The sequence below is a fragment of the Nocardia araoensis NBRC 100135 genome (genome assembly GCF_000308435.1).
GTDB lineage: Bacteria > Actinomycetota > Actinomycetes > Mycobacteriales > Mycobacteriaceae > Nocardia > Nocardia araoensis.
The window spans coordinates 78,507-100,550 of sequence record NZ_BAFR01000034.1 but is presented as its reverse complement, the minus strand read 5'-3'; the positions used below and the strand labels follow the sequence as shown (position 1 = coordinate 100,550).

At 69.8% G+C, this 22,044-nt stretch carries 22 protein-coding genes; 7 read left to right on the top strand and 15 right to left on the bottom strand.

Annotated features, from left to right (window positions below; translation table 11 throughout):
* Window positions 1-194: 194 nt before the first annotated feature.
* From ON21_RS04795 to ON21_RS38095, 3 genes are all read right to left on the bottom strand, one after another.
* Complete coding sequence (locus tag ON21_RS04795) at window positions 195-1,370, bottom strand: anti-sigma-D factor RsdA (RefSeq protein WP_063821015.1); 1,176 nt, start codon at window positions 1,368-1,370, stop codon at window positions 195-197.
* Window positions 1,363-1,941, bottom strand: a complete 579-nt coding sequence (locus tag ON21_RS04790; RefSeq protein WP_039795737.1) for a sigma-70 family RNA polymerase sigma factor — start codon at window positions 1,939-1,941, stop codon at window positions 1,363-1,365. Before ON21_RS04790 ends, ON21_RS04795 begins: the two co-directional genes overlap by 8 nt.
* A 134-nt stretch (window positions 1,942-2,075) precedes the next feature.
* A complete protein-coding gene (locus tag ON21_RS38095) occupies window positions 2,076-3,008 on the bottom strand; it encodes a hypothetical protein (protein ID WP_051020338.1) in 933 nt (310 codons plus the stop codon).
* Window positions 3,009-3,636: 628 nt separating this feature from the next.
* Between ON21_RS38095 and ON21_RS04780 the strand changes: the two genes are divergently transcribed.
* From ON21_RS04780 to ON21_RS04770, 3 genes are all read left to right on the top strand, one after another.
* Entirely contained in the window at window positions 3,637-3,930 is a 294-nt protein-coding gene (locus ON21_RS04780; RefSeq protein ID WP_039796164.1) for a WhiB family transcriptional regulator, read from the top strand.
* Window positions 3,931-4,361: 431 nt separating this feature from the next.
* Window positions 4,362-4,937: a sigma-70 family RNA polymerase sigma factor gene (locus ON21_RS04775; RefSeq protein WP_039795735.1), complete on the top strand. Its 576-nt coding sequence runs from the start codon at window positions 4,362-4,364 to the stop codon at window positions 4,935-4,937.
* Between the two features lies 1 nt (window position 4,938).
* Window positions 4,939-5,190: an RskA family anti-sigma factor gene (locus ON21_RS04770; protein ID WP_039795733.1), complete on the top strand. Its 252-nt coding sequence runs from the start codon at window positions 4,939-4,941 to the stop codon at window positions 5,188-5,190.
* 226 nt (window positions 5,191-5,416) lie between these two features.
* Here the strand turns inward: ON21_RS04770 and groL are convergent, their stop codons facing one another.
* Window positions 5,417-7,027, bottom strand: a complete 1,611-nt coding sequence (groL, locus tag ON21_RS04765) for a chaperonin GroEL (protein WP_039795731.1) — start codon at window positions 7,025-7,027, stop codon at window positions 5,417-5,419.
* Between the two features lie 177 nt (window positions 7,028-7,204).
* Entirely contained in the window at window positions 7,205-7,507 is a 303-nt protein-coding gene (gene groES / locus ON21_RS04760; protein ID WP_028479292.1) for a co-chaperone GroES, read from the bottom strand.
* Window positions 7,508-8,094: 587 nt separating this feature from the next.
* Between groES and ON21_RS04755 the strand changes: the two genes are divergently transcribed.
* Complete coding sequence (locus tag ON21_RS04755) at window positions 8,095-9,615, top strand: DUF7159 family protein (protein ID WP_039795726.1); 1,521 nt, start codon at window positions 8,095-8,097, stop codon at window positions 9,613-9,615.
* A gap of 77 nt (window positions 9,616-9,692) precedes the next feature.
* Here the strand turns inward: ON21_RS04755 and tsaD are convergent, their stop codons facing one another.
* The 7 genes from tsaD to ON21_RS04720 form a co-directional block, all read right to left on the bottom strand.
* The gene (gene tsaD / locus ON21_RS04750) at window positions 9,693-10,736 is read right to left on the bottom strand and encodes a tRNA (adenosine(37)-N6)-threonylcarbamoyltransferase complex transferase subunit TsaD (protein ID WP_039795724.1); all 1,044 of its coding nucleotides are present in this window, start codon (window positions 10,734-10,736) and stop codon (window positions 9,693-9,695) included.
* A complete protein-coding gene (gene rimI, locus ON21_RS04745) occupies window positions 10,733-11,236 on the bottom strand; it encodes a ribosomal protein S18-alanine N-acetyltransferase (RefSeq protein ID WP_039796163.1) in 504 nt (167 codons plus the stop codon). Before rimI ends, tsaD begins: the two co-directional genes overlap by 4 nt.
* A gap of 5 nt (window positions 11,237-11,241) precedes the next feature.
* Complete coding sequence (gene tsaB / locus ON21_RS04740) at window positions 11,242-11,958, bottom strand: tRNA (adenosine(37)-N6)-threonylcarbamoyltransferase complex dimerization subunit type 1 TsaB (protein ID WP_039795722.1); 717 nt, start codon at window positions 11,956-11,958, stop codon at window positions 11,242-11,244.
* A gap of 55 nt (window positions 11,959-12,013) precedes the next feature.
* Window positions 12,014-12,466: a tRNA (adenosine(37)-N6)-threonylcarbamoyltransferase complex ATPase subunit type 1 TsaE gene (tsaE, locus tag ON21_RS04735; RefSeq protein WP_039795720.1), complete on the bottom strand. Its 453-nt coding sequence runs from the start codon at window positions 12,464-12,466 to the stop codon at window positions 12,014-12,016.
* Complete coding sequence (locus ON21_RS04730; RefSeq protein WP_039795717.1) at window positions 12,459-13,547, bottom strand: alpha/beta fold hydrolase; 1,089 nt, start codon at window positions 13,545-13,547, stop codon at window positions 12,459-12,461. The genes tsaE and ON21_RS04730 overlap by 8 nt, the downstream gene beginning before the upstream one ends.
* On the bottom strand, window positions 13,544-14,764 hold the full coding sequence (gene alr / locus ON21_RS04725; RefSeq protein ID WP_083880391.1) for an alanine racemase: 1,221 nt from the start codon (window positions 14,762-14,764) through the stop codon (window positions 13,544-13,546). Before alr ends, ON21_RS04730 begins: the two co-directional genes overlap by 4 nt.
* A 274-nt stretch (window positions 14,765-15,038) precedes the next feature.
* Window positions 15,039-16,484 (bottom strand): NAD(P)H-hydrate dehydratase, encoded by a 1,446-nt coding sequence (locus ON21_RS04720; protein WP_039795713.1) that lies wholly within the window; start codon window positions 16,482-16,484, stop codon window positions 15,039-15,041.
* A gap of 42 nt (window positions 16,485-16,526) precedes the next feature.
* Between ON21_RS04720 and ON21_RS04715 the strand changes: the two genes are divergently transcribed.
* The gene (locus tag ON21_RS04715; RefSeq protein WP_039795712.1) at window positions 16,527-16,952 is read left to right on the top strand and encodes a cupredoxin domain-containing protein; all 426 of its coding nucleotides are present in this window, start codon (window positions 16,527-16,529) and stop codon (window positions 16,950-16,952) included.
* Between the two features lie 31 nt (window positions 16,953-16,983).
* Here the strand turns inward: ON21_RS04715 and ON21_RS04710 are convergent, their stop codons facing one another.
* Window positions 16,984-17,466, bottom strand: a complete 483-nt coding sequence (locus ON21_RS04710) for a MarR family winged helix-turn-helix transcriptional regulator (RefSeq protein WP_039795710.1) — start codon at window positions 17,464-17,466, stop codon at window positions 16,984-16,986.
* A gap of 139 nt (window positions 17,467-17,605) precedes the next feature.
* Here ON21_RS04710 and ON21_RS04705 point away from each other — a divergent pair, with 139 nt between their 5' ends.
* Window positions 17,606-18,793, top strand: a complete 1,188-nt coding sequence (locus ON21_RS04705; RefSeq protein ID WP_039795707.1) for an MFS transporter — start codon at window positions 17,606-17,608, stop codon at window positions 18,791-18,793.
* A 57-nt stretch (window positions 18,794-18,850) separates the two neighbouring features.
* Here the strand turns inward: ON21_RS04705 and glmS are convergent, their stop codons facing one another.
* A complete protein-coding gene (glmS, locus tag ON21_RS04700; RefSeq protein ID WP_039795704.1) occupies window positions 18,851-20,734 on the bottom strand; it encodes a glutamine--fructose-6-phosphate transaminase (isomerizing) in 1,884 nt (627 codons plus the stop codon).
* A gap of 36 nt (window positions 20,735-20,770) precedes the next feature.
* Here glmS and ON21_RS04695 point away from each other — a divergent pair, with 36 nt between their 5' ends.
* The gene (locus ON21_RS04695; protein WP_039795701.1) at window positions 20,771-21,628 is read left to right on the top strand and encodes a poly(ethylene terephthalate) hydrolase family protein; all 858 of its coding nucleotides are present in this window, start codon (window positions 20,771-20,773) and stop codon (window positions 21,626-21,628) included.
* Between the two features lie 28 nt (window positions 21,629-21,656).
* Here the strand turns inward: ON21_RS04695 and ON21_RS04690 are convergent, their stop codons facing one another.
* Window positions 21,657-22,007, bottom strand: a complete 351-nt coding sequence (locus tag ON21_RS04690; RefSeq protein WP_039795700.1) for a hypothetical protein — start codon at window positions 22,005-22,007, stop codon at window positions 21,657-21,659.
* Window positions 22,008-22,044 lie beyond the last annotated feature (37 nt).

Below are 22,044 nucleotides of genomic sequence, written 5' to 3'. Positions count from 1 at the left end.
CGTACCTCGCGTTTGCCGCTGTGATTTTCGACGCACACGATCACTTCGGCAGGTGAACGGCGAGTCCCTCCGCGGGCCGACGCGCCGATGATCGCCGCCCTATGGTCACCAGCCGGATAGACCGGCCCCCAGAAAGACAAAAAGCCGACCGCCTGGCTGGCGATCGGTTCTTGCCTTGACCGATATTTTCGTTGTCAGCGGCCGGGCGGCACGAACTGGCCCGGGTTGGGAATGCCGGGAACGCTGAAGGTCGGCGGCTGATTGTTGCTGCTGTGGGTGTTGGTGTTGCCCGGCGCCGGCGCGGTGGGCGGCTGCTGCTGCGGCGCCGTCGGGTTGGTACCGGTGTCTCCCGTGGGTCCGCCCGCCGGCGGCGGCTTGACCTCGGTGACCGGCGGCTCCTGCGGCGCAGTCGGCTCCACCGTCGCCGGCGGCTGGGTGGTCACCGGCGGTTGGGTGGTCACCGGCGGCACCGTGGTCGGCGCGCCGCCGCCGTTCGACGTCCCGCCATCGGTCGACGTTCCACCATTGGGAGCCGTGGCGTCGGCCGAGGGCGAAGGCTTGTTCGTCGGCTGGCCCGGCTGCTGCATGATCGTCGACCCGCTACCGGGCGTCGGGCTGGGCTTCGTGGTCGCGCTGTTGCCCGAGGTGGCACGCGGGTCGGTGGTCTTGGGCACCGTCGACCCCAGCTGATCGGCCAGCTCCGGACTCACCTTGCGCAGTTCCGCGAGCAACCGCTCCCACTCCGTCATCAGCTCGGCGCGCTTTTCCGGATCGCTGACCTGAGCGGCGTTGTCCTTGGCCTGCTCCAAGCGCGCCTTCGCCTGCGTCGGGTTCTGCGTGACCAGCGTGGAGGCCTCGCTCAGGTCGTCGCCCGCCCGCTGCACAACGGTCGTCTGGGCCTGTTCGCTGAAGACGACCTCTTTGACCCGCCATAGCGGATCGCCCGGCTCGGCGTTGTACGAGAACGCCGTCATGCCGCCGATGACCAGGGCCAGCGCGGCCGCGGTGCCCATGATCGGGCGTAGCAGCCGCAACCGCCCGCCGCCGTGCGCCCCGATGCGAACCTGCCGCGCACCGATCTCCTGGTTGACCGCGGCCACGATCGCATCCAGATCCGGTTCGGCCGGCATCGGAGCCGCGATCAACTCCGCTCGCCAGTCCGCGAGCAACGTCGCGAGCTGATACTCCTCGGCGCTGTCGGTGTGCACCGGACCATCGCTGGCGATGGCATCGATCAGAGCATCGTCGCGGCGTACCGCGGCGATGTCGACCGGGCCGGTATCACCGGACGCCTCGGCGTAGGGACCGCTGTTCCGCGATCCAAGCCGCGCCTTCCAGTCACCCCGACCGCGCTCGCCATCCCTAGCCATACATTTCACCTGCCCTCGCCACTTGTGACTTGAGTTTCGCGAGTGCCCTGTGTTGGGCCACCCGTACCGCACCCGCCGTACTGCCCACGGCGACTGCGGTTTCTTCCGCTGACAAACCCATAACCAAGCGCAGGATCAAGATCTCCCGATGCTTCTCAGGAAGCGTCGCGAGCAGACGGTTCATCTGCCTGCTCGTCTCGGACTCGAGAGCTCGTTGTTCCGGTCCCTGGTCGGTGGATATGACATCTGGTACTTCGGCCATCGCCTCCGCCTTGTTACGGGCGGCGTTGCGATGCGCGTCGGCGACCTTGTGCGAAGCGATTCCGTAAACAAAGGCCATGAAGGGCCTGCCCTGGTCTTGATACCTGGGCAAGGCTGTCATCACAGCCAGGCAAACCTCCTGCGCAACGTCGTCCGCGGAGAGCTGCCCACGCTCCGCGGCTCCGATCCGCGCGCGGCAGTAGCGCACCACCAGCGGGCGGATCATCTCCAGTACCTGAGCTAAAGCGGATCTGTCGCCCTGCGCAGCGGCAGCGACGGCGAGGTCCAACTCTTCGCCCGTGTGCGTCATCGTCAGAGATATTCCCGGCGTTACAAAGTGGCACGGTCAGGTGACGACCAGTGCTTCCACCGAAGGGGCGGAACGGATCTAACAATAGCGACCCGTTGGCCGGAACTTGGCAACACGGTGGACTCCGTGATCACCTACCAGCCGACCATGGGGCGCAACACGCCGCCGGAGCGGGCGATCGCCGCGGCGCATTCGGCCGCCTCCGCCGCCGCGTTCCGCTCGCCCGATCCGGCGCGGAGCATGGCACAGGCCCAGCGCAACGGCAGCAGGCCGTGCTCGCGGCACTGCTCGGCGACATCCTCGGCCGAGACGCCGGACCGCCCGCGCGCGTCGCGCGCCGCGTCGGCCGCGGCCACCAGCAGCCGGGACTTGACCCGGTGGCGCACCGACGGGGATCGCTCTGCCAGCTCCAGCGCGGCCGCCGCGTGCGCCGCCGCCGCCTCGAAATCTCCTGCCGCCAGCGCCGTTTCCGCGGATACCCAACCCAAGCGGATCGCCGGACGCCAACCGGCCCGATACTGCCGCGCCGCCGACGCGCTGCGCCGCAGCAAGCGCTCGGCCAGCGCGAGCCGCCCGGTTCCGAGCGCGTCGGCGGCGAGTCCGGTGAGCGCGTCACAGATCGCGTCGGCGCGGCTGGGGCGGTAACCGCCGACCGCCTCGGCGGAACCGTCGGCGGTCTCCGGCTCCGCTTCGGCATCGGCATCGGCATCGGCATCGGCATCGGCATCGGCATCGGCATCGGCATCGGCGGTGAGGATCAGCGCGGCCGCCCGACCGTCGAACGCGGCGGCACGCTCGTGCCAGCCGAGCTGGCGAAGAAAAGAACCTTCGGTACTTCCCGCCAGTGAGAGGAGGACGGGGTCGGTGCTGTGGTTGCATACCCTTCGCAATTCGGTGCGCGCCGCGGCGTAACGGCCCTGGCCGCCGAGGACCACCGCGCGGTACCACCGGCCGAGCGGGTCCGACGCGGACGGCAGATCGGCGACGGCACGCCCTGGAGCGGCGCCGAAGGCGGCCTCCGCCAGGACCGCGACGTGAGGATCTCCGAGCGGAGCGGGCACGAACACGGGCGCACTCTATCCTGTGCGGCGCCCCGGCCCCGGCGAGGAAAGGTGATCGAGGGCCGGCCGGCGCTCGCTCGGATTTCCGTCGCCGAGCCGATGTTGCCATTAGGTAAATCTCGTCCTGGCAATCGCCGAGCGGCCACGCCGGGAATTCATGCGTGTTTCGCGTAATTAACCTGCCCGCCCCGTTACCGCCATCTTCGGATCCACCCGCCGGGAACACCCTCGTCCACAGTGGTGACCGACGTCATGGGCCCGGCATCGGCGCCGCGGCGGCGCGGCGACCATGAAATCGCCGCTACCAGCGAAAACGCTACCTGCCATGGCCCATGCGGCAGCCACCAGCCTCCGGCCAACCGAACAGTATCGCCGGAACCAACGCGAAAAGTAAACAGTTCGGAGGTTAAATTTGACAGCGCGAGATTTGGAAAAGTGCTGCGTCGAACTATTGACGGAATTTCGCGGCTGGACCTAACGTAGCTCATCGCCACGGACGGCGCCGCGCGAAATTGCAGCGACCACGAAGGGCGAGGCCCCCCGGGCACCCCCGCCGACACGGCGTCGTGGCCCACAACTGTTGCAGAACAACTGCTCGACAACGCTGACGAGCTCGCACCACGAGGAGTTCACCATGCCCATGCCGACCCACCTCCCGGGACCCAACGCCGATGTCTGGGATTGGCAGATGCGAGGATCGTGCCGCGGGCAGGATTCCGCGGTGTTCTTCCATCCCGATGGTGAACGTGGCCGAGCCCGCACCGCGCGCGAGATGCGCGCCAAGGAGATCTGCCGCACCTGCCCGGTGCTCATGCAGTGCCGCGCCCACGCGCTGAAAGTCAGCGAGCCGTATGGCATCTGGGGCGGCATGTCGGAGACCGAGCGCGAGATGCACGCGCGGCGCAACCGCCGCCGCATGGCCGTCTGAATCAATCGGCTCCCATCCGCACGCCACCGGGCATCGAATCCCTAGCAAACAACGGGCCACTGCAACATGCTTCGGCCGAGCCGCTCACGCGACACGGTGATCGGTTCCTTGCCGAAGGTCGGCGCGTGGGCTCCGATCGTCACCATCGATCGGCCGGCCGCCGAGCCAGGCCCCGGAACCGCGCACGCGGTGGTTCCGGCACGGTGCGACAGTGCTCGGCGTGTCACGGCTTGTCTTCCCGAGATGTCCGGCGTATCGGCGCTTTCCGCAACGCGGCGCCGGTCCACGACGAGCTTGTGGCCACCCCACCGGAAGGGAGGTCATAGCGGCAAGCTACGGTAGTGACCGATGACACAGAATGGAGCGTTGTGACAACGCGGCCGTCGGCCGCAGAGGGCGACTCGTTCCGAAGAGAAGCCTTCCCACCCACGGTGGATTCTGCGGTTACGGCACGCGCAGCCGAAAGTATCGAGCTAGCCGCGCTTTTACTTCGATGCGGTCGAGCCGACCAGGAAGCATTCGCCGAACTGTACGACCGGACGTGTGCGCGCGTCTTCGGTCTGGTGTTGCGCGTTCTGCACGATCCGGGATACGCGGAGGAGACCACGCAAGAGGTCTATCTGCAGATCTGGCGGATGGCATCGAGTTTCGACCCGGCGAAAGGTTCCGCGGTCACCTGGTTGATGACGCTCGCCCACCGGCGTGCCGTCGACCGGGTCCGCGCCGAGCAGGCCCACACCCAGCGCGAAGTCGCCTACGGCATCCGGGTGCTCGGCAACGAATTCGACGAGGTCACCGAAGAGGTCGAGCGCAGGCTCGAACAACAGGCCGTCCTGGCTGGTCTCGCCACACTCACCGAAACCCAGCGGGAAGCCATCTCGCTCGCCTATTACGGCGGGCGCACCTACGCGGAGGTAGCTACCTACCTCGACGTAGGTTTACCCACTGTGAAGTCCCGGATTCGGGACGGATTGACACGACTGAAGAAAAGTTTGGGGGTGACGTGAGATGAACGAACGCCGGATCGATCTCGCGCACACCGTCGCGCTCGGATCGATCGACGACGAAGACCATCAGGAAGTGCAAGAACTGCTCGACAGCGAGGACCCCGTGCTACGCGCGGAGTTCATCCAGGAAGTCAGAGACACGAAAGAAGCGCTCGCCGTTCTCGCCACAGCCACGGCGGTCACTCCGCCGCCGTCGCTGCGTGCTCGCCTACTCGCGGCCATCGCCGCCGAGCAGCCACCGGTCGCCAGCTGAATCCGGCGTCCCGCCAGGCTTTCCGCTCCACGCGTACCCGACTCCAGCGGTCCGGACCCTCCCGCGGCCTCCTTCCGGCCCTGCGGAAGACAGCGTGTCGAGCCTCGGAACTCCCTCGGTCTCACCGGTAGTCACGGTCCCGCCCCGCTTGCGGGGCGCGGTCGGATACGGCAAGGCCCCCGAACCACGCGGTTCGAGGGCCTTGTCCGTGCGTTGTACCGAAGGGTCAGTGCGCGTGGCCGTGGTGGCCGTGATCGTTCTGCTCTTCGGCGGGCTTGTCGACCACGGCGCTCTCGGTGGTGAGCACCATGCGCGCGACCGACGCCGCGTTCACGACGGCCGAACGGGTCACCTTCACCGGGTCGACGACGCCGTCGGTGAGCAGGTCGCCGTAGGTGAGCGTGGCGGCGTTGAAGCCCTCCTTGCCCTCGGCCACCTTGCTGACCACCACGGCGCCGTCCAGGCCCGCGTTGGTGGCGATCCAGTACAGCGGCGCCTGCAGCGCGGTGCGAACCACCTCGACGCCGACGGCCTCGTCACCGGACAGCGAATCGCGCAGCTCGACGAGCTTGCCGCTCGCCTGCACCAGCGCGGTGCCGCCACCGGGCACGATGCCCTCTTCCACGGCGGCCTTGGCGGCGCTCACCGCGTCCTCGACGCGGTACTTGCGCTCCTTGAGCGCGGTCTCGGTGGCCGCGCCGACCTTGATCACCGCGACACCGCCGGCCAGCTTGGCCAGCCGCTCCTCCAGCTTCTCGCGATCCCAGTCGGAATCGGTGGCCTCGATCTCGCGGCGCAGCTGCGCGACCCGCGCCTCCACGTCCGCGGCGGAACCGGCGCCGTCGATGATCGTGGTGTCGTCCTTGGTGACGACGACGCGACGCACCTTGCCGAGCACGTCCAGGCCGGCCTCGCGCAGGGTGATGCCCAGGTCGGGGTTCACCACGGTGCCGCCGGTGACCACGGCCAGGTCGTCGAGGAACGCCTTGCGGCGGTCGCCGAAGAACGGCGCCTTGACCGCCACGGCCTTGATCGTCTTGCGGATCGCGTTGACCACCAGGGTCGACAGCGCCTCGCCTTCGACGTCCTCGGCGATGATCAGGACGGGCTTGCCGCTCTCGGCGATCTTCTCCAGCAGCGGCAGGAAGTCCGGCAGCGAGCTGATCTTCTCGCGGTGCAGCAGGACGAACGCGTCCTCGAGGATCGCCTGCTGGCTGTCGGGATCGGTGACGAAGTAGGGCGAGAGGTAGCCCTTGTCGAACTGCACGCCCTCGGTGACGACGAGTTCGGTCTGCAGCGTCGAGGACTCCTCGACGGTGACCACGCCGTCCTTGCCCACGGTGGTCAGCGCCTTGCCGACCATCTCGCCGATCTCCTCGTCCCGCGAGGACACGGTCGCGACCTGCGCGATGGCCTGCTCGCCGGAGACCGGGGTGGCCAGCGCGAGCAGCGCCTCGGAGACCGCGTCGGCGGCCTTGGCGATGCCGGAGCCGACCGCGATCGGGTTCGCCCCGGCCGCAACGTTCTTCAGCCCGGCGCGCACCAGCGCCTGGGCCAGCACGGTGGCGGTGGTGGTGCCGTCGCCCGCCACGTCGTTGGTCTTGGTGGCGACGCTCTTGACCAGCTGCGCGCCGAGGTTCTCGAACGGGTCTTCCAGCTCGATGTCGCGCGCGATGGTGACGCCGTCGTTGGTGACGGTCGGGCCGCCGAAGGACTTCGCGAGTACGACGTGCCGTCCGCGCGGGCCCAGGGTGACCTTCACGGCGTCGGCGAGCTTGTCGACGCCGCGTTCCAGAGCCCGGCGAGCCTTCTCGTCGAACTCGATCTGCTTTGCCATGGGGATTCGCTCCTGTAGTGGATTGCGGCGCTCCCGGGTCCCATCGTCGCCACGCAGGCTGCCGCCTCCGGGCCCGTCGCTCGCACCGCGTGTTTCAGTGCCGTGGTGTCGGCGCCGAACGCACTCCGCCCCGGGTCGGGAAAGACACCGGGGCGGAACGCATGCGTGCCTGATCGGCTACTTGGTGACGACGGCCAGCACGTCGCGCGCCGACAGGATGAGGTACTCCTCGCCCTGGTACTTGATCTCGGTGCCGCCGTACTTGCTGTAGATGACGGTGTCACCCTCCTGGACATCCAGCGGGATGCGCTTCTCGCCCTCGTCGTCCCACCGGCCGGGACCGACGGCGACAACGGTGCCCTCTTGCGGCTTTTCCTTCGCCGTGTCGGGGATGACCAGGCCGGAGGCCGTCGTCGTCTCGGCCTCGTTGGCCTGGACGAGGATCTTGTCCTCGAGCGGCTTGATGTTCACGCTCGCCACGTTGAGCCCTCCACTTTCAGGGGATTCGGTCGTCCGGAACTCGTCGCTCCGAACTCGTCGGTTGGTCACGATGCTGACCCTGCGCATAGCCCCGTCGTCGCGGGTGCCGGGACCCCTGCCCAGTGGTCAAGCTGCTGGCACAAGCACTACACACAGTGCCGACTAGCACTCTATACATGAGAGTGCCAGCGCTCAAGGCTGGGCGGTGCCAACTTTTGCGCGGCGCGCCCGCCACGCCGTGGGCTTGCCGATAAGTTCGGGAAAACAGTAACGTTCGGATAACGGATTGTGACACTATTGACGACGGCTGCGGTCCGGCCGCCGGTTCGTCGCTCCTCGGGCGGCGGCGCGGCGGCACAGGGATGACCACAGCGTCGCCGAAACTCGCAGCGCCGCAGCACGATCGTTGCACCACCAGCTTCACCAGAGAGCAAGACACACGTGATCCATGGCCGGTCCCCGCGACCCACCCGGACAAGGGGCCGGTTCGTTTCCCGGTCCGGGTCGCGCGTCATCCATACGGCGGTCCGGCAGTCCATTCGAGATGGTCGGCGACACCATGACCATCCGCTCGAAGGGAGGTGAACATGCGAACATCCCTCGGCATCTCGGCCGGGGCAGAGGTCGTGTGCTCGGCGTTGGTCTCCACCGCGCCGAACGGCACGCAGAGCTTCGATTACCGCGTCGTGTCCGCCGACGCGGCCCATTCCGATCTCGGCGACCTGGTGGCGTCCTCCATCGAGCTGATGACGACCCAGCTGCCGACCACGCAGCCGCCGCGCGAGATCATCCGTCCGGTCGGCGGTCGTTTCGCGGGCGGGCCACGTGACTTCGAGCCGGTGACCGGGCGCCCGCCCACCAGCGTCGCGGTCGCCTACCGCACCAAGGAGCAGGCCCAGATCATCCGCTCGGCCACCGGCAAACAGCGTGAGCTGCGGCTGATCCCGGAGGGCACCGCCGCGCTGACCTACCTGCGGCACACCGGCCTGCTCGATCGCTACGACACCGTCGCCATCGTCGATCTCGGCGCCTCCGGGCTCAGTGTCACCGTCGCCGACCGCGCCGACGGCTCCCTGCTCCGTTCCGATCGCACCGCGACCGTCAGCGGCAAGGCGATCGACGACCTCATCTACCACCATCTGGTGGACCTGCACTTCGCCCGGCGCGGTACCCGCCCGAACCGCGGCATGCTCACCAACCGGGGCCGCGCGGCGAAGGAGCACCTGTCCATCGCACCCGCGGTCACCATCGACCACGTCGCAGGCCGTCCGCTGAAGCTGACCAGGGCCGACTTCGAAGAGTTGATCGCCGACCTGCTGCGTGACCTGGCGCGGTTCGTCACGATGTCGTTCACCCGGGCGCCCAGGCAGCCGCAGGCGGTGGCGGTCATCGGCGGCGGCGCCAACATTCCCGCGGTGCTCGACACGCTCACCGCCGCTTTGGACGTCCCGGTGTTCACCGTGCCGGATCCCGAGGCGGTGACCGCGAAAGGCGCGGCGCTGGTCGCCGATTCGGTGCAGCCCTCGGTGTTCCCGGTGGGCGGGCTCGGCGGCGACGCGCCCGCGGGGACCGTCACCAAGGTGTTCGGCACGCTGGCCGGCGCGATCGTTGTCGTCGGACTGATCGTCGGTTACGGGGTCAAGACGTTCGCGCCGACCTCGGATGACGAGGTCTCCCCAGCGGGGACCACGAGCAGCGCGTCGCAACTGCCGAACCCGACATCCGTACCGCCGGCGACCACGGCGGCCACCACGCCGCACGGCCGCACGCCGGACAGCACCGGCATCGCCCCGACGACCACGGAACGCGGACCGCAGAGCACGACCGGCGGGCCGTCGTCCACGCAGGTGATCACACCCACGCAGCCCACGCTGCGCCCGGATCCGAACCTTCCGCCGATTCCGTTCCCCGAACTGCTCGGCCCCCTGTTCGGGAATCCGAATGCGGCATCGACCAATTCACCCGAGTCGCCGAACCGGACGTGGTACCCCGCGGGGCCCGGCGCGAGTCCGGCGCCCACCCAGACGCCCGCGCAGTCGAGCCTGCCGCTCCCGCTCCGGGGGAATTCGGGGTCGGCGACGCATCCCGGACTGCTCACACCGAACTGATTCGGCCGCACGACGGCCCGGCGATCTCACCGGAATCCCGTGCGGCCACGCCCGTTGGTGCGCTGAATCCGGCCCGGTCAGCGAACCATACTGACCGACACCGGCAGACCAGGATCCGTGGCGACCGTCAGCGGCGAAGCGGCCGCGCCACCCGCGATGACATGCGCGCCGAGCGCGGCGATCATCACCCCGTTGTCCGTGCACAGCCGGGGCTTGGGCACGCGCAGGGTCAAACCGGCCGCGGCGCAGCGTTCCTCGGCCATCGAGCGGATCCGCGAGTTGGCCGTCGCGCCACCACCGAGCACCAGCGTGCCGACACCGACGTCCTGGGCAGCGCGAACCGCCTTCATGGTGAGCACATCCGCGACCGACTCCTGGAAGGACGCCGCGATATCGGGGATGGGCAGATCCTCGGCGGCGACGCCGTCGCGCTGGGCCGCCTCCACGTAGCGGGCCACCGCGGTCTTGAGGCCGGAGAAGGAGAAGTCGTAGCGCGGGTCGCGCGGCCCGGTCATGCCGCGGGGAAAGGCGATGGCGCGCGGATCACCGGTCGCCGCGGCGGCATCCAGCGCCGGACCGCCGGGGAAGCCGAGTCCGAGCAGCCGCGCCACCTTGTCGAACGCCTCGCCCGCCGCGTCGTCGACGGTGCTGCCCAATTCGACGATGGGCTCGGCCAGATCCGTGACATGCAGCAGGTGCGTGTGCCCGCCCGACACCAGCAGCGCGACGCACGGCGGCATCGGCCCGTGTTCCAAGGTGTCCACCGCGACGTGCCCGCCGAGATGGTTGAGCGCGTAGAAGGGCACATCCCACGCCGCCGCATACGCTTTCGCGGCGGCGACACCGACCAGCAGCGCACCGGCCAAGCCGGGGCCGATGGTCACCGCCAGCGCGTCCGGTTTGGCGATACCCGCGGCCGACAGCGCGCGGCGCATGGCGGGCACGATCGCCTCGAGATGGGCGCGCGAGGCGATCTCGGGGACGACGCCGCCGAAGCGCGCGTGCTGGTCGACGCTGGAGGCGACCTCGTCGGCGAGCAGTTCGCAGCTGCCGTCGGGGTTCCTGCGGACGATACCGACACCGGTCTCGTCGCAGGAGCTTTCGATGCCCATGATGATCACGACAGCACCTCGTCCGGTGTGCGCCAGCGGTGCTCGCCGGCCAGCGCGGGGCGGCGCATGGTGTACGCGTCCGCGCCACTGGGGTGGTAGTAGTTCTTGCGCAATCCGATGATGTGGAAACCGTGCTTGGCGTACAGCGCGATCGCCGGTGCGTTGTCGGTGCGGACCTCCAGGAACACCGGTCCACCGCGGCGGTCCGCCTCGGCGAGCAGCGCCTCCAGCAGAAGCGTGCCGACACCCGCGCGATGGCGGCCGGGATCGACGCCGATGGTGTGCACCTCGGCCTCGGGGTGTTCGGCATCACCCAGCAGGGCGATACCCGCGTAGCCGACCATTCGCCCGTCGTCGTCGCGCGCGGTGATGTAGCGGTTGTGCCGCCCGGCCAGCTCGGATTGGAACGCCACGGCGGCCCACGGGTCGTCCTCCGGGAACAGCAACTGCTCCAACTCGACGCAGCGCGTGATGTCGGCGGTCACCATCGGCGCGATTCGGAATGTCACCGGCCTCACGCACCCGTCCGGTCGAGTCGGCGGTAGGCGTTCTCGACCGCGTCCGGCCTGCGCAGGTACAGCGGAACCAACGGTTCCGGCACACTGCCAGACAGCAGCTCGGCAGCCGCGACGCGCACCAGTCCGGCGGGCGACGGCGTCTCGGCGGGAAGCACGGGGAGATCGAAGTAGTCGACGTGCGAGGCGGATCCGGCGATCGCCGTGGCCTCGGCCGTGTCCAAATCCGAAGGCTTGCATACCTCGGGTCCAGCCACGCGCGCGCCCTCCCGGTACCGCGCCCAATACACTTCGCGCCGCCGGGCGTCGGTCACGACGAGCAGTTCGGCCTCGGGCGGGAGCTCGACCGGGGGCGGCACCGCGGGGTCGGCGGCCGCGTCGGCGGCGATCGCGTCGAGGCTGCACACGCCGTACACCGGGATGCCGAGCGCGTCACCGAACGCGGCCGCGGTGGCCATGCCGACGCGCAGGCCGGTGAACGGGCCAGGACCGACACCGACCACGATCGCGTCGATGTCGGTTCTGGAACGACCTGCCTCGGTGAGGCATTCGAGGATCTGCGGGGTGAGTACCTCGGCATGGGCCCGGGGGTCGACCCGCACCCGGGAGGCGACGGTGCGCACCAGGACCGGATTCGCCGCGCCTGCGCCCTGCTCCAAGTCCACCAGTCCCGCGGTGACGGCGGGTGTCGCGGTGTCGACGGCTAGTACAAGCATGATTGGGCCAACGATACCGGGTGGTAGCGGGCGCCGACGCAGAGCTACCTGGTAGCTAATTCACCCATTCCCAGCTGGCGGTGCGCACATCGGAGTCCGGCGCCCGCGACAGCACTACGCGCAGGTGGCGCTCCGCGAGGTGCTCCACCACGCCGCGGCCCCACTCCACCACGACCACCGCCTGATGCAGATCGGTGTCCAGGTCCAGCGCGTCCAGCTCGTCCAGATCGCCGCTGAGCCGGTAGGCGTCCACGTGCACCATGGGCACCGACGGGCCGCCGGCACGCCGCCCCGCGCGGTGCTGGCGGGCGATGATGAACGTCGGCGAGCTGACCCGACCCTGCACGCCGAGGCCTTCGGCGATGCCGCGGGTGAGCGCGGTCTTGCCCGCGCCGAGCGGACCGTCCAGCACCACCAGGTCCCCGGCGCGCAGATCGGTGGCCAGTTCCCGGCCCAGCGCCTCGGTGTCGGCGACGGTGGGCAGCACCCGATGCCGCGGATCAGCCACGGGTCACCTCCGATGCCTCTCCCGGCGCCGGGTCGATCGCGCCGGCACGCACCAGCAAGCGATCCAGTGCGGCGTTGACTATGTCCGGGTACTGCAGGTGCGGCATGTGCGCCGCGCCTTCCAGCCGGATGAGCTCGCTGCCCGGCAGGGCGGCGGCCAGCGCACGCGAGTTGCGGAACGGGATCACCAGATCGTGCCCGCCGCTGAGCACCAGCACCGGCGTGCCTGTCAGCGCTGGTAACGACGCCGACTCGTCGTGCAACTCGATGGCCTGGAGGAACTTCACGATGGTCTCCACCGGCGTCTGGTCGATCATCAGCGTCGTGAAGCGCGAGAGGGTCGGGCTCACCGGTCCGTGGAACGAGCTGACGTGCAGGATCGGCGTGATCACATGGCGAGCGGTGACTCGGCCCGCCTGGACCAGTGCGGGCGCGGTGTACACCGCCAGCCGGAAGCCGTCGATCGCGGGATGGCGCAGCAACTGCCCGATACCCGCCGCGGTGACCCCGGCGGCCGCGGTCGAAAGGAGTGCGATCCCGATCACCCTGGCCGCGAACAATTCCGGGAATCGCGCGGCAGCGGCCAGGATCGCCATCCCGCCCAGCGAATGCCCTACCAGCACCACCGGCCCGGCCGCAGCGGTGGCGTTCAGCACGGCGGCGAGGTCGCTGCCGAGCTGGGCGACGGTGCAGCCCGCCGCGCTCGGCACGCCGGAGCGGCCGTGCCCGCGCAGATCGAAGAACACCATGCGAACCCGTGCGCCGTAGCGCTTTTCCAGGTCACGACGCTGAAAGTGGAACGACGCCATGGTGTTGCAGAAGCCGTGCACGAAGATCACCGTCACCGGCGCGTCGTCGGGGCCGCAGGTCCGTGTGGCGAGGGGCACACCGTCGTCGGCGAGCACCGTCCCCGCGCGGTCGGCATCGATGAGTGCGAAATTCTCGTCGCGGTAGTCGTCGCCCCGGGCGGGCCACAGCACCCGCGCACCCGCGCGGCGCAGGGCGTGGGCGCCCGCCAGCGCACCGACGAAACCCACCGTGGCCAGCCCGCCGCGCAGCGGGGTCACCCGGAAGCGGCTCATCGCGCGCCACCGACATAGCGCCGGGTGACCCGGCCGCGCGGCGCACACACCACTTCGTAGTGGATGGTGTCGAGCAGGTCCGCCCACTCCTGAGCGTGCGGTCGCGCACCGAAGAGAATCGCGGTGTCGCCTTCCTGGACGCCCGCCGCGTTGTCACCGAGGTCGACGACGAACTGATCCATGCACACCCGCCCCACGTTCTTGCGCAACGCACCGCCGAGCCAGACGCCGAATCGTCCACTCAAGGGCCGGAACACGCCGTCGGCGTAACCGGCGGGGATCAGTGCGACGGTGGTGTCGTGCGGCGCGATCCACTGGTGCCCGTAGGAAACGCCTTCGCCCGCGGCCACCCGTTTGACCAGCGCGACGCGGGCCTGGAACGTCATCGCGGGCCGCAGGCCGAAATCGTCGTCCGGTATCGGGGACAGGCCGTACATGGCGATGCCCGGCCGGACCAGGTCGAAGGCCAGGTCCGGGCGGGCCAGGGTGGCGGCGGAGTTGGCGATGTGCACCAGTTCCGGCTCCAAGCCGTGCTCCTTGGCCGTGGCGATGGCGTCCAGGAACCGGGCGCGTTGCGCGTCGTTGTTGGCGTGCTCGGGTTCGTCGGCGTGCGCCAGGTGGGAGAAGATCGCGCGGAACCGCACCACACCCTCGTCGACCAGAGCGCGCAGCGCCGTCAGGACCTCCGGGTATTCGACCGGCGACACGCCGTTGCGGTTCAGGCCGGTGTCCACCTTCAGGGTGACCGTCGCCGAACGGCCGAGGTCGCGCGCCGCGGCCTCGACCGCTCGCAGGTGAGCCGCCGAGGAGACGCCGATCTCGACGTCGGCGGCCACCGCGGCCGCGAAGTCGGTGTCCGTGCTGTGCAACCAGCACAGGATGGGCGCGGTGATCCCGGCCGCACGCAACTGCACGGCCTCGCCCACCGTCGTGACGCCCAGTTCCGCCGCGCCCGCCGCCAGGGCGGCCCGGCCCACCTCGACCGCGCCGTGGTTGTAGCCGTCGGCCTTCACCACCGCCATCACCGCGGCGTCGCCCGCGTGTTCCCGCAGGATCCGCACGTTGTGGGCGATGGCGTCCAGGTCGATGACCGTTTCCACTTGCGCTGTGCCGCCTCTCCGCGTATTCGGGCCGTACCAGTCGGGCGCGCGAGATTCGCGTTCAGGTCCTGCGTTCGATGCCGTCTGGATGGTGGACGTGCCCGGCGAGTTACCCATGTGCTCTCGAGATCAGTCGTCGCGTTGATTCCGGTCGAGTCTATTGGCGCGCTCGGTTCTGCTTCCAACCGGTTTGCGTGGCGCCCTTGCCTGTGTGTCGAGCGCCACGACCAGCATCGATTGCGCCGACGTAGGTGACGCACGGCTCTGAGCGCGCCGGCCGGCTCGCTCGCCGGAAACCGGCAGGTGACTTTCGGCACCTTCGGATCGAGTCGCGCCCGTGCCGGTGCGGCTTTCCGGCTGGCACCGGTTCCATCGCCGACGAGCGAACCGGTCAGAAGGGATGGGCGAGGCCGCGTAGGACGCCGATCGCGGGGCGGACGTGAGCTGCAAGGACGCTTGCCGAGATGGGCGTTCCCGCGGAAGCGCCGTCATGAGCGGCGAGGTTCGCGGCCAGTGCGTGCACCCGCGCGGCCGCCGCGGCCGACCACGCGGGTTCGCGCCCCGCCGCGAGCAAGGTTCCGATGATGCCCGACAGTACGTCGCCCGCGCCCGCGGTCGCCGCCCAGGAACCGCCCGCCTCGTTGACCAGCACGGGACGGCCGGGGGCGGCGACAAGCGTGGCTCGGCCCTTCAGCAGCACCGTGACCTGCCAGGAAGCCGCGAAGTCGCGAACCGCGGCCACCCGGTCCGGACCGACCTCGTGGCCGGTGAGCCGGGCGAACTCGCCCGCGTGCGGAGTCAGGACGGTCGGCGCCGCACGACCGCGCACCAAGTCCGGCTCCGCGGCCAGCAAGGTCAGGCCGTCGGCGTCGATGACCACCGGGAGGTCGGTGGCCAGGATCTCGCGCAGGCGTTCCCTTGCGGCGGAATCGGTGCCCGCGCCGGGCCCGAAGACCCAGGACTGGACCCGACCGGCCGCGGCGATCTCCCGAGTGGCGATCACTTCGGGAAAGTGGTTCAGCACCTCGGCGGCCGCGGTCCCGGCATACCGCACCATGCCCGACGTCGCGGCCACTGCGGCACCCGCGCACAGCACCGCCGCGCCCGGATACGTTGCGCTACCGGCGCATACGCCCGTCACACCCTGCGTGTATTTGTCGTCGGCCGGGCCGGGAACCGGCCACGCGGCGCCGATGGCCGCAGGCTCCAGCGCGACGAGACCCGCCTCAGGAAGACGTAAACCGATGGGCACCAGTTCGATTCGGCCGCATTGCGGCGCGGCGAGGGCGTGCACCGGCTTGTACGCGCCGAACGCGACCGTGACGTCCGCGCGCACGGCCGGGCCCTCGATCGCGCCGGTACCCGGATCGACGCCGCTGGGCAGGTCGGCCGCGACGATCGGAGTTTCGAGGGCCGCGACGATTTCCGCGGCCCGCGGCCGCAGCGGCCCACGACCGGATATGCCGACGATGCCGTCGATCACCAGGTCCGGCCTGCCCGCGTCGTCGGCGACTCGACCGCCCGCCCCGCGCAGCGCGGCGAGGCCTTCGGCGTGCGCCCGCTCCGGGTTGAGCAGTACCGCGGTGACCGCGACACCGCGGCGGCGCAACTGCGCTCCGGCCCAGAGCGCGTCGCCGCCGTTGTCCCCGGAACCGATCAGCAGGGTCACCGCCCGCCCCGCGACACCGCCGGTACGCTCCCGCAGTTCGCCCGCCACCACGGTGGCCAAACCGTGCGCCGCCCGCCGCATGGGCACGCCGTCCGGCACCCGGGTGAACAGTTCGGCCTCCGCCGCGCGCACCTCGTCTACGGTGAAATAGCCCCGCTGCGTGGACATCGCCGCTCCCTCCGTCGGTGTGGCCTACTACGCTTGGCCATCATGCCAAGCGTCCGCCGCATCGGGATCGTCCGCGTCGTCACGGGAGTCGCCCTGGCCTGCGCGCTGCTGCTGTCCGGTTGCGGCGGTGACGAATCCGGTCCGGCCGCCACCACGACGCGGAAACCGGCCGGGCCGACCTCCACCGCTCAGCAGACCGGTGACCGCGAGCCCGCCGCCGCCACCGTCGTGGTGCACGACATGAAATTCTCCCCCGCCGAGGTCACCGTCGAGGTCGGCGACACGGTCACCTGGAAATTCGACGACAAGGTCCCGCACACCGTGCAGGGCATCGGCGACAAGGCCATGGGGATCAACAGCCCGATCTTCGACAAAGGCTCGTGGAGCTATACCTTCACCACACCGGGCACCTACCGCTATCTCTGCTCTCTGCACCCGGACATGCGCGGCTCGGTCACCGTGAAGTAGGCCGATCCGCATCTGCCGACCCGTCTCGCGCTCACACCGGACGGTAGTCGCGAGGCCGGGCGCCATGGGTGTTCAGCGCCTCGACCGCGGCCACGAGCGGAGCGAGTTCGGGATTGGCGGCCGCTTGTCCGAGTGCGCCGGCGAGGGCGGCGTCGTGGGTCGGACGAGCCTGTTCGAGCAGGTCGAGACCCGCCGGAGTGACATCGGTGTAGATACCGCGACGGTCGTCGGGGCAGAGGTAGCGCTGGAGCAAGCCGCGATCTTCCAGCCTGGAGACCAGTCGGGTGGTCGCGCTCTGGCTCAGCACCACGGCCTCGGCCACCTGGTTCATCCGCAGGTGCCCGCCCGGCCCGTCGTGCTGGCGGCTCAGGACGACCAGCAGGGAGTACTCGCGAACGCTCAGATCGTGGCCGGATTGCAGGGCCCGTTCGATGTGCGCCTCGATCCGGTCGTGCAGCAGCGAGAGTGCGTACCAACCATCGGCGAGGCCGGTCAGGGCGGCATCCGCGGTCATCGGCGTTCCTTCGGCATCGGGGGTCGTGCCTTCCAGGATAGCCAGGGATCACAATAGCCCGCGCTTGCAATTAAAGCGCGTCTGCAATTATTGTTACCGCCTGTAATGGTTTGAAGCAATGTCATGTGGAGGCTCACTCATGCCCCTCGCACTCCTCGCCCTGACCCTCGGGGCATTCGGAATCGGGACGACGGAATTCGTCGTCGTCGGCCTGCTACCCGACATCGCGAGCAGTTACTCGGTGTCCATCCCCACCGCGGGCCTGCTGGTCACCGGTTACGCGCTCGGTGTCGTGGCGGGTGCGCCGCTGATGACCGGGCTGGGCACCCGGGTGTCGCGCAAGCGCATGCTGCTCGGCATGCTGACGCTGCTCGTCTTCGGCAACATCCTGTCCGCCGTGGCGCCGACCTTCGCGCTGATGCTGACCGGACGGATCGTCGCTTCGCTGGCCCACGGCGCGTTCTTCGGGATCGGCGCGGTGGTCGCGGGGACCCTGGTCAGCCCCGACCGGCGCGCCGGAGCGATCGCGATCATGTTCACCGGACTCACCGTCGCCACCGTCGTGGGCGTACCGCTGGGGACGCTGCTGGGCCAGCACTTCGGCTGGCGGCTGACCTTCTTGTTCGTCGCGCTGGTCGGATTGATCGGCCTGCTCGGCGTCGCGGCGCTGGTTCCGGAGCAGCCTGCCGCGGCGAACGCCGCGCTGCGCACCGAGCTGGCGGTGTTCCGCAACCCGCAGGTGCTGCTGGCGATGGCGATGACGGTACTCGGCTTCGGCGGCGTCTTCGCCGCGATCACCTATCTCGCGCCGATGATGACCGAGGTCACCGGCTATGCGGAGAGTTCGGTCACCTGGCTGCTCGTGCTCTTCGGCCTCGGTTTCTTCGCGGGCAATCTGATCGGCGGCAAGTTCGCCGACCGTCACCTGATGCCGATGCTGTATCTCACCCTCGGCGGGCTCGCGGTCGTGCTCGCGCTGTTCACCGTCACCGCGCACGACAAGATCGCCGCCGCCGTCACGGTGGTGCTGATCGGCGCGCTCGGCTTCGCGACCGTGCCACCGCTGCAGAAGCGCGTCCTCGACCAGGCCGCGGGCGCGCCCACCCTGGCTTCGGCGGTGAACATCGGCGCGTTCAACCTCGGCAACGCCGTATCGGCGTGGCTCGGTGGCGTCGTGATCGCCGCGGGCTACGGCTACACCGCACCCAACTGGGTCGGCGTCGGCCTGGTGCTGGTCGCGCTGCTGCTGGCGGTCCTGTCCGGGCAGCTCGAGCGCCGCGCGACGGCCACCATCCCGGAGGGATCCCTGGCTACCGCACAGGCGTAGCCGACCGATACCCGGGCGATGCAGCGGCCGCGCACTCGTGAGTGCGCGGCCGCTGAGCTATTCCACGGTGACGGACTTGGCCAAGTTGCGCGGCTTGTCGACGTCGTAGCCGCGCGCCTGCGCCACCTCGGCGGCGAAGATCTGCAACGGGACGGTCGACAACAGCGGCTGGAACAGCGTCGGCGCGCTCGGGATCTCGATCAGGTCGTCGGCGAACGGACGCACCGTGTCGTCGCCCTCCTCCGCGATCACGATGGTGCGCGCGCCGCGAGCCTGGATCTCCCGGATGTTGCTCAGCAGCTTCGAGTGCAGCACCGCACGCCCCTTCGGCGACGGCATCACCACGATCACCGGCAGGCCGTCCTCGATCAGCGCGATCGGGCCGTGCTTGAGCTCACCCGCCGCGAATCCCTCGGCGTGCATGTAGGCCAGCTCCTTGAGCTTGAGCGCGCCCTCCAAGGCCACCGGGTAACCGACGTGTCGTCCCAGGAACAGCACGGTCGGCACCTGCGCCAGCTCCCGCGCGATGGCCCGCACCTGCGGTGCGGTCTCCAGCACGCGTTCCACCAGCTTCGGCATCGCCTCGAGCTCGGCGAACTCGCGGGCCACCTCGTCCGGGTACTTGGTGCCGCGCGCCTGCGCCAAGGCGAGCCCGACCAGGTAATTCGCGGTCACCTGGGCCAGGAACGCCTTGGTGGAGGCGACGCCGATCTCCGGCCCGGCCCTGGTGTAGAGCACCGCGTCGGACTCGCGGGGGATCTGTGCGCCGTTGGTGTTGCAGATCGCGAGGACGCGCGCCTTCTGCTCCTTCGCGTGCCGCACCGCCTCGAGCGTGTCGGCGGTCTCGCCGGACTGGGAAATCGCCACCACCAGCGTGGAGCGGTCCAGCACCGGATCGCGGTAGCGGAACTCGCTGGCCAGCTCGACTTCGACGGGCAGCCGGGTCCAGTGTTCGATGGCGTACTTCGCCAGCAGGCCGGAGTGATAGGCGCTGCCGCACGCCACGACGAACACCTTGTCGAAATCGCGCAGTTCCTGGTCGGCGAGGCGCTGCTCGTCCAGCACGATCCGGCCCGCGCCGTCGTGGTCGGTGCTGAAATGGCCCATCAAGGTGTCCGCGACCGCGGCGGGCTGTTCCTCGATCTCCTTGAGCATGAAGTAGTCGTGGCCGCCCTTCTCGGCGGCGGCCAGGTCCCAGTCGATCGTGAACGGGCGGGTGCGCGCACTCGCGTCGTCGCCGGCGAAGTCGGTGACCCGGTAGCTGTCCAGGGTGATCACCACGGCCTGGTCCTGACCGAGCTCGACCGCCTCCCGAGTGTGCTCGATGAACGCCGTGACATCCGAGGCGATGAACATCTCGCCCTTGCCGACGCCAACCACCAGCGGAGTGGAGCGGCGCGCCGCCACGATCATGTCCGGATGGTCGGCATGCGTGAAGACCAGCGTGAACGCGCCCTCCAAGCGGCGAAGCACGGACAGCGCGCTGGCCGCGAAATCACCGGCGGTCGGGCCATGGGCGTACGCGCGGGCCACCAGGTGCACCGCGACCTCGGTGTCGGTATCGCTGCTCAGCTCGACCCCGGCGTCCTCCAGCTCGCGACGCAGCGGTGCGAAATTCTCGATGATGCCGTTGTGCACGACGGCGACCTTGCCGCTGTGGTCCCGATGCGGGTGCGCGTTGCGGTCGGTCGGCGCGCCGTGCGTGGCCCAGCGGGTGTGCCCGATGCCCGTGGTGCCCGTGAAGCGATCGTCCCCGGCTTCGGCGAGTTCGGCCTCCAGATTGGCCAGGCGGCCCGCCTTGCGCTCCACCGCCAGCGCACCCGCGCCGTCCAGGATCGCCACACCCGCGGAGTCGTATCCGCGATATTCCATGCGGCGCAACGCGTCAACGACGACGCCGAGCGCGTCTCGGTACCCGACGTACCCCACGATTCCGCACATGGCTCACCACACTACTTATCGGATAACGTTCACGTCGTGTCGGCGTCTGTGAAATCGCTATTGAGCACCCTGACCAGCCGGGGCCCGCACCGCGTGTTGCGCGGCAACCTGGCCATCGCCGGCCAGCCGGGGGTGGTGTTCACGCCCGAGGCGGGGCGGAATCTACCCGCCGTCGCGTTCGGACACGGCTGGTTGACCGGGGCGAGCCACTACCGCACGCTGCTCGAACACCTCGCTTCGTGGGGAATCGTGGCCGCCGCGCCCGACACCGAGCGCGGACCGATTCCGTCACATCTGGGGCTGGCCGCCGATTTGGTCACCACCCTCGATATCTGCACCGGTGTGCGCCTCGGTGACGGCGAGATCAGCGTGCATCCGGAGCGCCTCGCCCTGGCGGGACACGGCATGGGCGCGGGCGCCGCGGTCATCGCCGCCGGTCGTCGCGACGTCGCCACCGTCGCGGCGCTGTTCCCCGCGCCGACGGCGCCTGCCGCCGAAGCCGCCGCACCCGGGCTGGACGTTCCCGCGCTGATCCTGGCCGGCGCGACCGACATCACCTCGGTCAGTTCCAACGCCATCCCGCTGGCCGCCGCGTGGGGCGGCCCCGCGATCCTGCGCGCCATCGACAAGGCGTCGCACAACGGCATCATCGAGGGACGACGCGTCCTCGCCGCCGTGGGTGCGGGGAAGCACGAGTCGAAGACCGCCCGCACCACCCGCGCCCTGCTGGCCGGTTACCTGCTCGCCACGCTGGCGGGCGACAAGACCTACCGCGCCTTCGCCGATCCCGAAGAGGTCATCCCGCACACCACCGTCGTCGACCCGGCGGCGCCGCAGGAGAAGGAGCCGCCGAAGCTGAAGGTCGGCCAGCTCGCCGCGCTGCTGCGGCGATAGCAGGCCGGCCGGCCCGGAGGCTCGCCGGTCAGATCAGCCAGCTCTTGCGTTGGTAGAACTTGGCCTCCTCGTCCTCCTCGTCGACCGGCGTCACCGTTCGATTGGCCCGGCGCGCGGCCATCGACCGTGCGATGGCCGCGCGCTGCTCCTGTGCTTCGTCTTGCAGCCGCTGCTGCTCCTCCGCCGCGGCGGCGGCCTTGTCCAGGTCGGCGGCGTGCGTCACCCAGAACTCGGCCATATCGGCGGTCAGCCGGTCGGTGAATTCCCGGCCGGTCGCCGCGGTCTGCTCGTTGATCGCCTGGATCTCGCCGAGCAGCAGCGACATGCGGCGCTGATTCTCGGCGGCGAGTTGCCTCGCTTCCTCGGCGTAGTCGACCATGCTGCGCCTCCTCGCTCATCCGGTGTGCGACCTCGTC

What these genes read in the sequence shown, in the direction of transcription:
- ON21_RS04730 (WP_039795717.1), bottom strand. Translation starts at nt 13,547, where the DNA reads ATGAGCCGCTTCCGGGTGACCCCGCTGCGCGGCGGGCTGGCCACGGTG.
- ON21_RS04690 (WP_039795700.1), bottom strand. Translation starts at nt 22,007, where the DNA reads ATGGTCGACTACGCCGAGGAAGCGAGGCAACTCGCCGCCGAGAATCAG.
- groL (WP_039795731.1), bottom strand. Translation starts at nt 7,027, where the DNA reads ATGGCAAAGCAGATCGAGTTCGACGAGAAGGCTCGCCGGGCTCTGGAA.
- ON21_RS04720 (WP_039795713.1), bottom strand. Translation starts at nt 16,484, where the DNA reads ATGTCCACGCAGCGGGGCTATTTCACCGTAGACGAGGTGCGCGCGGCG.
- ON21_RS04795 (WP_063821015.1), bottom strand. Translation starts at nt 1,370, where the DNA reads ATGGCTAGGGATGGCGAGCGCGGTCGGGGTGACTGGAAGGCGCGGCTT.
- alr (WP_083880391.1), bottom strand. Translation starts at nt 14,764, where the DNA reads ATGGGTAACTCGCCGGGCACGTCCACCATCCAGACGGCATCGAACGCA.
- ON21_RS04790 (WP_039795737.1), bottom strand. Translation starts at nt 1,941, where the DNA reads ATGACGCACACGGGCGAAGAGTTGGACCTCGCCGTCGCTGCCGCTGCG.
- ON21_RS04755 (WP_039795726.1), top strand. Translation starts at nt 8,095, where the DNA reads ATGCGAACATCCCTCGGCATCTCGGCCGGGGCAGAGGTCGTGTGCTCG.
- glmS (WP_039795704.1), bottom strand. Translation starts at nt 20,734, where the DNA reads ATGTGCGGAATCGTGGGGTACGTCGGGTACCGAGACGCGCTCGGCGTC.
- ON21_RS04780 (WP_039796164.1), top strand. Translation starts at nt 3,637, where the DNA reads ATGCCCATGCCGACCCACCTCCCGGGACCCAACGCCGATGTCTGGGAT.
- ON21_RS04715 (WP_039795712.1), top strand. Translation starts at nt 16,527, where the DNA reads ATGCCAAGCGTCCGCCGCATCGGGATCGTCCGCGTCGTCACGGGAGTC.
- ON21_RS04705 (WP_039795707.1), top strand. Translation starts at nt 17,606, where the DNA reads ATGCCCCTCGCACTCCTCGCCCTGACCCTCGGGGCATTCGGAATCGGG.
- ON21_RS04710 (WP_039795710.1), bottom strand. Translation starts at nt 17,466, where the DNA reads ATGACCGCGGATGCCGCCCTGACCGGCCTCGCCGATGGTTGGTACGCA.
- ON21_RS04770 (WP_039795733.1), top strand. Translation starts at nt 4,939, where the DNA reads ATGAACGAACGCCGGATCGATCTCGCGCACACCGTCGCGCTCGGATCG.
- tsaB (WP_039795722.1), bottom strand. Translation starts at nt 11,958, where the DNA reads ATGCTTGTACTAGCCGTCGACACCGCGACACCCGCCGTCACCGCGGGA.